14 protein-coding genes are annotated in these 13,001 nt (G+C 62.2%); 11 read left to right on the top strand and 3 right to left on the bottom strand.

Going from position 1 to position 13,001, the window contains the following annotated elements:
• The first annotated feature begins 178 nt into the window (after positions 1-178).
• From U0004_RS01270 to U0004_RS01255, 4 genes are all read left to right on the top strand, one after another.
• Positions 179-1,591 (top strand): HAMP domain-containing sensor histidine kinase, encoded by a 1,413-nt coding sequence (locus tag U0004_RS01270; RefSeq protein WP_070257870.1) that lies wholly within the window; start codon positions 179-181, stop codon positions 1,589-1,591.
• On the top strand, positions 1,588-2,130 hold the full coding sequence (locus U0004_RS01265; protein ID WP_070257871.1) for a hypothetical protein: 543 nt from the start codon (positions 1,588-1,590) through the stop codon (positions 2,128-2,130). The genes U0004_RS01270 and U0004_RS01265 overlap by 4 nt, the downstream gene beginning before the upstream one ends.
• The gene (locus U0004_RS01260) at positions 2,127-3,494 is read left to right on the top strand and encodes a sigma 54-interacting transcriptional regulator (RefSeq protein WP_070257872.1); all 1,368 of its coding nucleotides are present in this window, start codon (positions 2,127-2,129) and stop codon (positions 3,492-3,494) included. Before U0004_RS01265 ends, U0004_RS01260 begins: the two co-directional genes overlap by 4 nt.
• A gap of 267 nt (positions 3,495-3,761) precedes the next feature.
• On the top strand, positions 3,762-4,124 hold the full coding sequence (locus U0004_RS01255) for a BON domain-containing protein (protein ID WP_034752546.1): 363 nt from the start codon (positions 3,762-3,764) through the stop codon (positions 4,122-4,124).
• Between the two features lie 77 nt (positions 4,125-4,201).
• On the opposite strand, the gene U0004_RS01250 is transcribed toward U0004_RS01255, so the two are convergent.
• Complete coding sequence (locus U0004_RS01250) at positions 4,202-4,645, bottom strand: hypothetical protein (RefSeq protein ID WP_071653706.1); 444 nt, start codon at positions 4,643-4,645, stop codon at positions 4,202-4,204.
• A gap of 289 nt (positions 4,646-4,934) precedes the next feature.
• On the opposite strand from U0004_RS01250, the gene U0004_RS01245 reads away from it, so the two are divergent.
• The gene (locus U0004_RS01245) at positions 4,935-5,948 is read left to right on the top strand and encodes a bile acid:sodium symporter family protein (RefSeq protein ID WP_070257873.1); all 1,014 of its coding nucleotides are present in this window, start codon (positions 4,935-4,937) and stop codon (positions 5,946-5,948) included.
• Here the strand turns inward: U0004_RS01245 and U0004_RS01240 are convergent.
• The gene (locus U0004_RS01240) at positions 5,900-7,363 is read right to left on the bottom strand and encodes a UdgX family uracil-DNA binding protein (RefSeq protein WP_070257874.1); all 1,464 of its coding nucleotides are present in this window, start codon (positions 7,361-7,363) and stop codon (positions 5,900-5,902) included. The genes U0004_RS01245 and U0004_RS01240 overlap by 49 nt on opposite strands.
• Positions 7,360-8,592, bottom strand: coding sequence for a putative DNA modification/repair radical SAM protein (locus U0004_RS01235; protein WP_070257875.1), 1,233 nt, complete (start codon positions 8,590-8,592; stop codon positions 7,360-7,362). Before U0004_RS01235 ends, U0004_RS01240 begins: the two co-directional genes overlap by 4 nt.
• Before the next feature lie 212 nt (positions 8,593-8,804).
• Between U0004_RS01235 and U0004_RS01230 the strand changes: the two genes are divergently transcribed.
• The 6 genes from U0004_RS01230 (at position 8,805) to U0004_RS01205 (ending at position 12,963) form a co-directional block, all read left to right on the top strand.
• Positions 8,805-9,329 carry a hypothetical protein gene (locus U0004_RS01230; protein ID WP_139144210.1) on the top strand — a complete coding sequence of 175 codons (525 nt, stop codon included), beginning with the start codon at positions 8,805-8,807 and terminating at the stop codon, positions 9,327-9,329.
• Positions 9,330-9,402: 73 nt separating this feature from the next.
• A complete protein-coding gene (locus U0004_RS01225; RefSeq protein ID WP_139144211.1) occupies positions 9,403-9,774 on the top strand; it encodes a hypothetical protein in 372 nt (123 codons plus the stop codon).
• 214 nt (positions 9,775-9,988) lie between these two features.
• A complete protein-coding gene (gene modA / locus U0004_RS01220; protein WP_070257878.1) occupies positions 9,989-10,747 on the top strand; it encodes a molybdate ABC transporter substrate-binding protein in 759 nt (252 codons plus the stop codon).
• A 17-nt stretch (positions 10,748-10,764) separates the two neighbouring features.
• Entirely contained in the window at positions 10,765-11,436 is a 672-nt protein-coding gene (gene modB, locus U0004_RS01215) for a molybdate ABC transporter permease subunit (protein ID WP_034782706.1), read from the top strand.
• Between the two features lie 17 nt (positions 11,437-11,453).
• The gene (locus tag U0004_RS01210) at positions 11,454-12,155 is read left to right on the top strand and encodes a sulfate/molybdate ABC transporter ATP-binding protein (RefSeq protein ID WP_034782708.1); all 702 of its coding nucleotides are present in this window, start codon (positions 11,454-11,456) and stop codon (positions 12,153-12,155) included.
• A gap of 40 nt (positions 12,156-12,195) precedes the next feature.
• Complete coding sequence (locus U0004_RS01205) at positions 12,196-12,963, top strand: TOBE domain-containing protein (protein ID WP_052140146.1); 768 nt, start codon at positions 12,196-12,198, stop codon at positions 12,961-12,963.
• The last annotated feature ends 38 nt before the right edge of the window (positions 12,964-13,001 follow it).

Below are 13,001 nucleotides of genomic sequence, written 5' to 3'. Positions count from 1 at the left end.
TATGAAGCTTTTCTCTATTGTACTAGGAGTATTCGTGTGCCGCCGCCGGGGCCTAGCTGGCGGCTGGAAAAGCGACAGTGTTGCAAAATTGATCATTCCAGAGTGGGTGGCGTCTCCGAATGAAAGCTTAGCGTACCATGCGCCTTTTACTGTCCAGACTGAACCGAAGGCGCCTACCTTGTCCCGACTTTCCTTTCGCCAACTGTTATTTGCCGCTTTCATTTTGACGACGGGCATTTTGACGGCCACCTCCGTGCAAGCCCTGCTGACCCTGGAACACCTGGCGCGGCTGGGGCGCGAGACGGCGGCGCAGGCGATTGCCTTGACGGAACAGTCGCAGCGCCTGTCCGAGCGCACGCTGGCCATGGAGCGCAGCGCGCGCCAATTCCTCGTGCTCGACGACCCCGTGTTCCGCGAGCGCTACGCGGCGGCCCGCGACGAAGCGACGGCGGCGCTGCAAGTGCTGAACCGGGCCACGCCCGAGTTCGCTCCCCAGCTGGCCGACGAATGGACGGTGCAGGCGCAATCGGCGTGGGAAGTCTTGCAAGCGGGTAAGCGCCGCAAGCGCGATGGCCATGCCGTCGTGTACCGCGCGTTTGCCCGCATGACGCAGATCAATGACAGCCTGGCGCGCGAAAGCAAGACGGAAATCGGCAGCCGCAACGACGCCCTGCTGGCCGAGCTGGAACGCCAGCGCCGCCTGCTGGGCGTGCTGGTGGGCGGCGCCGTGCTGCTGGCGGCCGTGCTGGCCACCTGCTTTGGCTTCTTGCTGTCGCGCCCGCTGCGTCGCATCGAGACGGCCATCGAGCGCCTGGGCGACAAGCGCTACGACCAGCCCATCGTCGTCGGCGGACCGGCCGATACGCGCCGCCTGGGCCAGCAGCTCGACTGGCTGCGCCAGCGCCTGGCCGATCTCGATGCCGACAAGGAGCGTTTTTTGCGCCACATTTCGCATGAGCTGAAAACGCCGCTGGCAGCCCTGCGCGAAGGCGTGGCCTTGCTGGAAGACGAGGTGGCCGGCAAGCTCAGCGACAGCCAGCGCGAAATCGCCGGCATCCTGCAGCAAAACACGGCCTCGCTGCAAACCCAGATCGAAGACTTGCTGCGCTACAATACCGCCGCTTTTGACGCCCAGCACCTGGCGCACAGCAAGGTCGATCTGCTGGTCTTGCTGCAAGATGTGGTGGCCGGGCAGCGCCTGCAATGGCTGGCGCGCCGTTTGACGGTCGAGGTGCAGGGCGAGTCCCTGATCGTGCAGGCCGACCGCGACAAGCTGGCGACGGCCTTGGCGAACCTGTTGTCGAATGCCGTGCGCTTCAGTCCGGAAGGCGGCACCGTACGGTTTACCCTGTCTTGCGAAGGCGGCCGCGTGCGCATCGACTGCATCGACGAGGGAGCCGGCGTGGCGCCCGAGGATGCCGCGCGGATTTTTGAACCGTTTTACCAGGGAGTGCGCCAGGCGGCCGGCGCGCGCAACGGCAATGGCATCGGCCTGTCCATCGTGCGCGAATATATCGCCGCCCACGATGGCAGCGTCACTCTTTTACCGCGCCCCGCCGGCGCGCATTTTCGGATAGAACTGCCCTTATGATGACGAGAATTTCCCTGGCCGGCATGGCCGTCAGCGCGCTGCTGTTGGGCGCTTGCGCCGCCAAGCCCCCCATCCAGACGCCCGTGCTGGTGCAAACGCCGCCGCGCGTGGTGGTGGTGGCCGATCCCCAGCTGACCGAATTGCTCGCGTATCAAGGCGCCTTGCGCCTGATGACGCCGTCGGAACTGGTGAAAGCGCAGCTGGACCTGGCCAAGGCCGATCACGCGCCGCACAACACGCTACGCCGCGCCATGCTGCAAGCGGCCTTGCGCGGTCCCGGCGACCTGGCCCGCGCGCAAGCCTTGCTGGAACCGCTGGCCACGGCCACGGGCAAGGACGCGCAATTGCTGGCGCCGTTGGCGCAATTGCTCGGCAGCCAGTATGCGGAGCTGCGCCGCCAGGAAGAGAGCATCGACAAGCTCAACACGCAGTTGCGCGACGCCCAGCGCCGCATCGACCAGCTCAATGAAAAACTGGAAGCACTGAAAAACATCGAGCGCAGCCTGTCCGTGCGCCCTGCCGCGGGAGCGCCGAAATGAGCGAGCACGCCCACATTCTATTGGTCGACGACGATCCCGACCTGCTGCGCCTGCTGACCATCCGCCTGAAGGCGGGCAACTATCGGGTCACGGCCGTGGGCAGCGCGGAAGCGGCACTGGCGCGCCTGGCCGTGGAATTGCCGGCCCTGGTCATTACCGACGTGCAATTACCGGGCCGCGACGGCCTGGCCTTGTTCGATGAAATCCGCCGCCAGCATTCGGCCCTGCCCGTGATTCTCTTGACGGCGCACGGTACCATCCCCGACGCCGTCGACGCGACGGCGCGCGGCGCGTTTGCGTATCTGACGAAACCGTTCGACGGCAAGCTGCTGATGGAAAAAGTGGCGTATGCCATCAACTTGTCCACCGTCATGCCGGCCGCAGCGTCCGGTGACGAGAGCTGGCGTGCCGAGCTGATCAGCCGCAGTTCGCAGATGGCCGAACTGCTGGCCGAAGCCAAGCTGGTGGCGGGATCGGACGCCAGCATCCTGATCCGCGGACCCTCCGGCACGGGCAAGGAATTGCTGGCGCGTGCCCTGCACAACGCCAGCCGTCGCGCCAAGGCGCCGTTCATTGCCGTCAACTGCGGCGCCATTCCCGAGCAGCTGCTGGAATCGGAACTGTTTGGCCACGTGAAAGGCTCGTTTACGGGTGCCGTCGGCAACCGCGAAGGCTTGTTCCAGGCGGCTGATGGCGGCACCCTGTTTTTAGATGAGATCGGCGACATGCCCTTGCCGCTGCAGGTGAAACTACTGCGCGTGCTGCAGGAACGGGCCGTGCGCCCTGTGGGCGCCGACCAGACGCGTCCGGTTGACGTGCGGCTCCTGTCCGCCACGCACCGCGACCTGGACGTGGCCATGCAGGAGGGGCAATTCCGCGAAGACTTGTATTACCGCCTGAACGTGGTGACCTTGACCCTGCCGCCGCTGGCCGAGCGCCGCGAAGATATCTCCCTGCTGGCGAATCATTTCCTGCAGAAACTGGCGGCCAAGTACCAGAAACCCCTGAATGGCTTCGCCCCTGACGCCTTGACTGCCCTGGTGGCCGCGCCATGGCCCGGCAATGTGCGCCAGTTGGTCAATGTCGTCGAGCAAGTGTGCGCGCTGGCCACGGCGCCGCTGGTGCCCTTGTCCCTGGTGCAGCGCGCGCTACGCGTGCCGTCCTTGGAAGCGCTCAGCTACAACGAAGCCAAGCAGCGCTTCGAGCGCGACTACCTGATCCAATTGCTGCGCCTGACGGACGGCAACGTGGCCGACGCGGCCCGCCTGGCCGACCGCAACCGCACGGAGTTCTACCGTTTATTACAGAAATACGAGTTGACGCCGGCCCTGTTTCGGCTTGACGGTGACCCTGTCGCTGAATAGCGACAAAAATAAAGCCTTGAAAATCAGGGGCTTGGCGTAAAACATTGACGGTCTTGCCACAAGCTGTCGCTGTCAGGCGACAAAAAGCCCCGTTTTTCCGGCCAGATCCGTCTGAAACGGGCTGGAAAAATCGAGTTCGAATGTAAGTTGTTGATTTTCAAGGAAGTTTAAAAGCTGGCACGGTGCTTGCTGTATGGGTAGATGTGACGCTTCAAAGTGTTGCTTTATCCAAGTAAGAAGCTTTTAACTTCATTGAGAGGAACTACCATGCAAACATCGAAACTGTTCAATACCCTGGTTGCCGCTATCGTACTGTCGGGCGCCTCGATCACCGCTTCGCATGCAGCTGACTCCGCCCCAAAAGCACAAGCTCCTGCTGACACCGTAGTGGCCGCCAACGCTGCCGCTGCCGTCCCTGATGAAACCATCACTTCCTCGGCCAAGGCCGCCCTGAGCGCCGATGCGCAAGCCGCTGCCCTGCCAGTCAAGGTAGCAACCCAGCAAGGTGTGGTCGTCCTGTCGGGCGACGTGCCGAGCGCCGAAGCGGGTGACCGCGTCGTGCAGATCGTCGCTTCCGTGAGCGGCGTGAAAGAAATCAAGAACGAGCTGAAAGTCAAAGCCGCCGGCTAAGCCCCTCGCGGTAACGCCTCGCGCTGTACTTTACTCCGGGTTGCCCTGTCTGCGGACAGGGCATTTTTTTGCCTGTTTCAGTTGGTCTTGACTGTTTCAACCGCTGCTTGCGGAGGCGGTACTGTCACAGGAGCTGTGGCGATGTCCCGCATCTGGATTGTTGTCGTATTGGGATAATCAAATCCTGCCCCTGTGTTACGGTCGACAATGTAGCCAATACCGCCGCCCAGTAAAATATTACCCCATACGGCACCATTCGATTTTGATACCAGAGTCGAAGTTCCAGACAGATTGCCCTTCTTGCAGTCGACGATCATGTCGCCAGTGCTCTTATGCACCATAACGCTGCCAGGGCTGACAACGAACCAGTTGCCTGCATCGTTGCTGAGATTGCAGCCAATACCGGACACTTCCTTGCTCTCATGAATGGTCTGGATAGATACAGGCTGAAATTTTTCGCCCGCGACGGATGCGCAGCCAGTCAACGCCAGTGATGCTAAGACAACAGATAACTTATACATATTGATCCTAGATGTAGTTGTAATTTTTAGAACAAACTAGTGTAAATTGGCATTGTTTATTTATCCATGAAAATATTTTAATTATGAAAATATTGTTTCTTTTTAGATGAATCACTGGAAGCGCGAATAATGCGGATAGCAAATCCTCTGTCATTCTCACTGTATGATTTTTAGCGATGAGGAATCGAGTTCAACGGTAGAATAGCCAGTACTGGCGCCGCTCCCGGCGCTGTTTGTCATCCCCGGCACAGCATGCTGTTGCAAGGCTGCACCGTTACCAGGCTACCGCATGTCTTCTTTTTCCCCCGCTGCCCTGTTGCGCAATCTGAAACCCGATAATTTCACCATCGCCCTGCTCGTCACCGTGGGGCTGGCCACATTCCTGCCCTGCACGGGCCAGACGGCCGTGGTCTTCGGCAACATCACCACGGTTGCCATTGGCGCCCTGTTCTTCCTGCATGGCGCCAAGCTGTCGCGCGAAGCCGTGGTGGCCGGCGCCATGCACTGGCGGCTGCACTTGCTGGTGCTGGCCAGCACCTTTGTCCTGTTTCCCCTGCTGGGCCTGGCCCTGCGTCCGCTGGCGCTGACCTTCCTCACGCCCGACCTGTACATGGGCATTTTGTTCTTGTGCGCCCTGCCCTCTACTGTGCAATCATCGATCGCCATGACGGCCATGGCGCGCGGCAACGTACCGGCCGCCATCTGCAGCGCCTCGGCCTCGAACTTCATCGGCATCTTCCTCGCCCCCATCCTGGTGGGCTTGCTGGTGGCCAAGGGCGCGGAAAGCAAGTCGTCGGTGGACGCCGTGCTGTCCATCGTCATGCAGCTGCTGCTGCCATTCCTGGCCGGCCAGTTCCTGCGCCGCTGGATCGGCCGCTGGGTTGACCGCCATAAAGCTACCCTGAAATATGTCGACCAGGGTTCGATCTTGCTGGTGGTCTACACGGCCTTCAGCGAAGCCGTCAGCGAAGGCCTGTGGCATACGATTTCGGTGGAAACCCTGGTCGCCCTGGGCTTGATCAGCCTGCTGCTGCTGGCGCTGGTGCTGGGTATTTCCACCTTCATCAGCCGCCGCCTGGGTTTCAACAAGGAAGACGAAATCGCCATCGTCTTTTGCGCCTCGAAGAAAAGCCTGGCCAGCGGCGTGCCGATGGCCAAGGTGCTGTTTTCCACCCGTTCGCTGGGCATGGTGATCTTGCCGCTGATGCTGTTCCACCAGATTCAGCTGATGATCTGCGCCGTGATCGCGCAACGCTATGCGCGGCGCGATGAGGGGCAGGAAGTGCCGGCTTCAACGCTGTGATGGCTATCCTGCCCTAGCAGCAGCGCCTGCCGCAACCCCGCCACGATCACTTCGTAAGCCTGCCGCCGGCTCCCCTCATCGGGCGCGCGCAGCACATACGAGGGGTGATATACGGCGACCACCCAGCGCCCATCGTGCCGGATCGGCGTGCCGACCAGCGGCGTCATGCTTGCCGCGCCGTCCTGCAGGATGGACTTCAATGCCGTGCTGCCCAGCGCCACGATCACTTGCGGTTTTACGCTGGCCAATTCCTGTTCCAGCCAGCCATGGCAGGCGAGGATCTCGCGCTGCGCTGGCGTCTTGTGCAGGCGGCGCTTGCCGCGTGGTTCCCACTTGAAATGCTTGACGGCATTGGTCAGGTAAATACTGTCGCGCGCCATGCCCGCTTCCCGCAGCGCCTGGTCCAGCAGCGCGCCAGCCGGGCCCAAGAAGGGCAAGCCTGCCAGGTCTTCCTGGTCGCCCGGCTGCTCACCCACCAGCATGATGCGCGCCTGAGAAGGCCCCGTGCCGGGCACGGCTTGCGTGGCGTGCTGCCACAGCGCGCAGCGGCGGCATTGGTCCAGGGTGGTGGGCAGTTCGCGCGCGGGCTGGGCGCGCTCGGCGGAGACCGGGATCATGGTCGCGCCGCTGCGCTGGCCCACGCTGGCCGTCTGGCCCGTGCGCCGTTCGCCATTCGCAGCGCCGCTGAGCATGGCGGGCACGATGGCGCCTTCGGGCAAGTTCTTCCAGAAGCGCGAGGGGATATGGCTGCGCAGCAGGCCGGCATTGACGCGCGCGGGATTGAAGATGCTGCGGTAGTAGGTCAGCCACAGGGCTTCACCCGCATCGTCGATATCGGCCGCTCCGCTCAGCAGGGCCGGTCCCGCATGCAAGGTCGTGCCATCCCACAGCATGCTGGCGGCGGGCGTGGCGATCATCCAGCTGGCAGATCCCATGCGGCGGGCGAAGTGGCGCGCCACCTGCGGCAGCACGTCGTGCATGGGCTCGAACCAGGCCACGAAGCGGGGTGCGCCCTCACTTTCCGCCCGCTCGCGGAAACGCACATACGCATGCATGTCGTGCTCTTCGCGGCGCACGGCCTTGGCCATGGCATGCAGGCGCGCGCCGTCCGCGTCGGCGGGAGAAAGTACATCGTGCTGGTCCAGTTGCCAGCGCCAGAGCACCTGGTACAGGAAGGCCCAGCGATCCGGGGCACTGAAACAGGCGGCGCTTTCCAGCAATTCCACCAGGGAACGGGGCAGGCGCAGCAGTGGCGCGCTGGTATCCGTCGCATCTGGCGTCGAGGAAAACAGGTCGCCATCACCGGGCTGTGACTGCCAGGCAACGTCGGCAGGCGGCACGCCGCGCGCGATCAGTTCGCGCGCGGCCGCGCGCCACTCGTCGAACGATTGCGCCAGCCGCACCACCGTACTCATGCGGCCTGCAGCTCAGGCCACAAATTCATCTGCTGCGGCGCTTCCGCCATGGCGCGGCGCAGGTGTTCCGAGGCGGTGGTGTCGCGCGCGGGAAAGTAGTCGGCCGTGATGATGAAGGGGGCGATTTTCTTCATGCTGCAGCGCAGGCGCGACAGGTCGGCGTAGCGCACTTGCCGCAACTGGCGCAGGTCGACGATGCGCTGCGCGTTGCGCAGGCCGATGCCGGGCACGCGGGCGATCATGTGCTGCGCCGCGCGGTTCAAGTCCAGCGGAAAATGTTCGCGGTGCGCCAGCGCCCAGGCCAGCTTGGGATCGATGTCGAGCGCCAGGTTGCCGCCCGTGGCGGGCAGCAGTTCGCTGGCCTGGAAACCATAGCTGCGCAGTAAAAAGTCGGCCTGGTACAGCCGGTGTTCGCGCAGCATGGGCGGCGGCGCCAGCGGCACGCTTTTCGGGCTGTCGGGGATGGGACTGAAGGCCGAGTAATACACGCGCTTGAGTTTGTAGCTGCCATACAGGGTCTCGGCCGTGGAGAGGATTTGCTGGTCGTCGCTGGCGTCGGCGCCGACGATCATCTGCGTGCTTTGCCCGGCCGGCGCGAAGCGCGGCGACTTCGGTTCTTCCGCTTTCTCATCGAGCTTGCGGCGGATGGCGCCCATGGCCAGCTTGATCGTATGCACGCTTTTTTCCGGCGCCAGCTTTTGCACGCTGTCCTGCGTCGGCAATTCGATATTGACGCTGAGCCGGTCGGCATAGCGGCCCGCCTGCGCGATCAGGGCGGGATCGGCGTCCGGAATGGTTTTCAGGTGGATATAGCCGCGGAACTGGTGCACCTCGCGCAACTCGCGGGCCACCTGCACCAGCTGCTCCATCGTGTAGTCAGCCGACTGGATGATGCCGGAACTGAGGAACAGGCCGTCGATGTAGTTGCGCAGGTAAAAGTCGCTCGTCAGCTTGACCACCTCGGCCACCGTAAACCGCGCGCGCGGCACATTCGAGCTGCGGCGGTTGACGCAGTACTGGCAATCGTACAGGCAGTAATTGGTCAGCAGTACTTTCAGCAGCGAGACGCAGCGCCCGTCCGGCGTATAGCTGTGGCAAATGCCCATGCCCGAGGTGGCGCCAAAGCCGTCCTTGCCGATGGAATCGCGCTTGGGCGCGCCGCTGCTGGCGCAGGACGCGTCGTACTTGGCCGCATCGGCCAGGATTTCCAGCTTGTCCGTCAATTCCATGGTGCACCTCGATATACTGTGTTTATATACAGTATATCAGGAATGCAGTGCGACATAGTACGCAAGAGGCTGCGTTATTTGGCCATTGAGGAATGGCCTGCAAACGGTAAGGACATTGCATATAAGTAATGAAATATAGTGCTAGGATGTCAATGTTAGCTGGCGTTTCATTCTGTGAGGCGCTTAGCCAAAAATACCTCCGATCCACTCCCATGTTCAGCCTATTTCAGAAAAAACTCGTTCTATTATTTCTCGTCCTTTTCTTCCAGAGCCCGTTCGCGCAAAGCGATACCCTGCCCAAGCTCTCTGCCGTCTCCACAAACGCCTGCGATAAAAAAAATGGCGCATTGCAGATTAGTGTCGTGCTGGACAAGACCATCGCCGCCGCACACGAACCCGTTGGCGTGACCATCATGGTGGCGAATACCGGTAGAGATACCTTGCACTTGCCGGCCTTCATGGAACTGGAATCCTATTGGCTGCGTTTCGAGGTGCTCAATGAAAAAAACCAGCGGGTACGCTGGTTGGGGCCGGAAATGAAAATACTGGAGACAGATGACAAGGTCTCTTTGGAACAAGGCTATCAATGGGGAAGAAAGTTCCGTGATTTCGAGCGGCGCTACGCTGTATCCAAGGCCGGCATGTATCGCATACGGGCAATTTATGGCATATCGCCAGAGGGACGCTGTCCATTTGGCCGCGTCGTCTCGGAAGTCGTCAGCTTGCGCATCCGCTAGCAGGCGGCGTGCACTGGTTCGCAGACAAGCATGTCGTGATGTTTTGGTACTTGTAATGCAGGAGGCTGAGGCCATGAAGCTGGAAATAAAACTGGACATAGGAGCCGCTCTGCTGGTTCTTTTTGCGTATTGGGTCATGCAGGAGCGGCGTACGACCGGTGAGGAACCAGTCGTTACGCCGCTGGAACAGCGGGCGATCGCTGGGGATGGAAAGGCCATTGCCGAACTGCGCCAGGAATATTTGAAAAAAGGCGAAGTATCCACAGCGAATTACTGGCTGTATGCGGGAGCCCTGCGCGGGAATGCCGCATTGGTGGAGGAATATGCGCAACGGTTTGCGGCGATGCCGGAAGACAGGCAGGCGGCGCAAATACAAGGCATCAAGACCAGTTCCGCCTCGCCCGCGCAAAAAAAGGCCTTGCTTGAGAGGCTAGGCAAAAATTGAACGGCCAAGTTAAGCGATGAATTTGCTCGATCCGCTTGATCGCTTCCCTGCTGTCAGGTGTCATTGACGTACCGCAGCCAGCTGCCATTTTCCCGGCGCTGGCTGCATTTTCCTCTTTCTCCGATTTGCCATTGCTTGACCCACGCGATGGCAGAACGCTATATATAAGTGTATATTACGGTCCTTGTCACCGTTCACTTACAAGGATACGATCATGCGCCTCACCTCCCTCGCCCGCCTGCTTGGCACCGCTCTTCTCGCTACTGCCGCCAGCTCCGCCTTTGCCGGCGAAGTGGTGGTATCGGCTGCGGCCAGCCTGACGAATGCGTTCAAGGATGCGGCGCAAAGCTATGAGGCGCAGTATCCGGGCAGCAAGGTTTCCCTGAACTTCGCCGCCTCGGGCGTGCTGCTGCAACAGATCGTCAAGGGCGCGCCCGTCGACGTGTTTGCTTCGGCCGACCAGGAAACCATGGATGCGGCGCAAAAGCAGGGCCTCGTCTTGCCGGCCGACCGCATGGACTTCGTCGGCAACAGCCTGGTGCTGATCGTGCCGCACGACAGCAAGCTGGGCATCAAGAGCCTGGCTGACCTGGCGCACAAGGGCGTGACCCGCGTGGCCATCGCCAATCCGGCCAGCGTGCCCGTCGGCCGCTATTCGGAAGGCGCGCTGAAGAAGGCCAAGCTGTGGGATGCCGTGCAGACCAAGGCCATCGGCACGCAGAACGTGCGCCAGTCGCTCGACTACGTGGCGCGCGGCGAAGTCGATGCGGGCTTTGTCTACGCCACCGACGCGGCCATCATGAAAGACAAGGTCAACGTGGTGCTGGACGTGCCATTGGATGCGCCCGTGCTGTATCCGATCGCCACCATCAAGGGCAGCAGCAATGCCGCCGAAGCGAAGCGCTTCGTCAGCTACCTGCAGACGGCGCCGGCGCAAGCCATCCTCGCCAAGTACGGTTTCAAGAAGCCATAATTCAGGTAGGCGCCTGCATGGATATCGCCTGGACCGCGCTGGCCCTGTCGCTCAAAGTGGCGGCGTGGGCCACGGCGCTCAATTTGTTGCTCGGCATCGGCACGGGCTATCTGCTGGCGCGCACGCGTTTTCCCGGGCGCGAGCTGCTCGACGCCCTGTTGACCCTGCCGATGGTGATGCCGCCTACCGTACTCGGCTATTACCTGCTGGTGCTGCTGGGCCGGCGCGGCACCCTGGGCGTCTGGCTGCAGGACAGCTTCGGCATCAACCTGATTTTTACCTGGCAGGGCGCCGTGATCGCCTCCACCGTGGTCGCCTTTCCCCTCGTCTTCAAGCCGGCGCGCGCCGCCTTCGAGGCCGTCGACGGCCAGCTGGAGCAGGCCGCCCGCGTGCTGGGCATTTCGGAAATGGCGATTTTCTTTCGCGTGACCTTGCCGCTGGCCTGGCGCGGCATCCTCGCCGGCGTGCTGCTGGGCTTTGTGCGCGCCCTGGGCGAATTCGGCGCCACCCTGATGGTGGCCGGCAGCATCCCCGGCAAGACGCAAACCCTGTCGGTGGCCGTGTATGAAGCCGTGCAGGCGGGTCAGGATGACGTGGCCAATACGCTGGTCCTGATTATCTCCTTTGTCTGCATCGTGGTGCTGTTGTCGGCTGGCCGCCTGGCGCCCGGGCGCATCGCGCACAAATGACGGCTATGATGACGCCTATGCAACTCGACCTCGACATTCGCGCCACCTTGCGCTCTGGCAAACGCCGCTTCGACATGCAAGTGCAATGCACGTCCGATAGCCAGCGCATCGCCATGTATGGCCCGTCCGGCGCAGGCAAGAGCATGACCCTGAAAGCCATTGCCGGACTGTTTACACCGGACGCGGGCCATATCCGCCTGAACGGGCGCACCCTGTTCGATGCCGCCGCCGGCATCAACCTGCCGCCGCAGCAGCGCAATGTCGCTTACCTGTTCCAGGATTACGCGCTGTTCCCGCACCTGACGGTGCGCCAGAACGTGGGATTTGGCCTGGCGCGGGGCTGGTTCAATCCGCGCGCGCGCGAAAAATTGCAGAAGGTCGAGCATTGGCTTGACGCCTTCCACTTGCAGGAACTGGCGCATCAGTTTCCCGACGAGTTGTCCGGAGGCCAGCGCCAACGGGTGGCGCTGGCGAGGGCGCTCGTGGCCGAGCCGGCCGCGTTGCTGCTCGACGAGCCGTTTGCCGCCCTCGATCCGGCCCTGCGTGTCAAAATGCGTTTGGAACTGAGCCAGTGGCAGCAGCGCCTGGACGTGCCCATGATCCTGATCACACACGATCCGGAAGATGCGCGCATCCTGGGCGAGCATGTGCTGTACTTGCGCGACGGACAGATCGATAACAGGGAAGAACACATGGCATTGGGTGAACGCATTGGATAAATCAGCGGCAGCGGAAATTGGCTTGCAAGGCTCGGTATGGATGACGGTGGGCGGAGAAAACCTGGGCGGCGCCGGCCGGGTGGAATTGCTGGGCGCTATCGCCGAATGCGGCTCCATCACGCAGGCGGCCAAGCTTGTGAAGATGAGCTACAAGGCGGCCTGGGACGCCATCGACGCAATGAACAACCTGGCCGGCGAGCCGCTGGTCGAGCGCCTGACGGGCGGCAAGGGCGGCGGCGGCACGCGGCTGACGCAGCGGGGGCGCCAGCTGGTCGACAATTTCCGCATCATCGAGCGTGAGCATGCCCGCTACCTGCGCCAGCTGGGCAGCCAGGCGGAAGGCATCGCCGACGATCTTTTACTCATACGGAGAATGGCCATGAAAACCACGGCACGCAATCAATTCCTGGGCAAGGTGGCCGAACTGAAACAGGGCGCCGTCAACGACGAAGTCACCCTGGAATTGCCCGGCGGCCAGCAGATCGTCGCCATCGTCACGCAAGGCAGCAGCGCAAGCCTGGGCCTGGTGCCGGGCGCGGAAGCGTTTGCGCTGATCAAGGCCTCGTCCATCATCCTTGTGGCGGACAGCGAAGGCGCGCGCTTTTCCGCGCGCAACCAGCTGGCCGGCACCGTCACGCGGGTGCAGACGGGCGCCGTCAACACGGAAGTGGTGCTGGACTTGCCGCGCGGCGGCACGATTGCGGCCATCATCACCAACCAGAGCAGCACCGACCTGGGCATCGCCATCGGCAGCAGCGTGACGGCGATTTTCAAGGCATCCAGCGTGATTCTGGGCGTGCCCGCCTAAACCCAAAGCAAGGACTGGGGTCGTACCCTGAGGGTACG

Origin of the sequence: Janthinobacterium lividum, from assembly GCF_034424625.1 — a bacterium.
GTDB classification, from domain to species: Bacteria; Pseudomonadota; Gammaproteobacteria; order Burkholderiales; family Burkholderiaceae_D; genus Janthinobacterium; species Janthinobacterium lividum.
The sequence above is the reverse complement of the archived record's forward strand: the minus strand, read 5'-3'. Positions and strand labels throughout refer to the sequence as shown.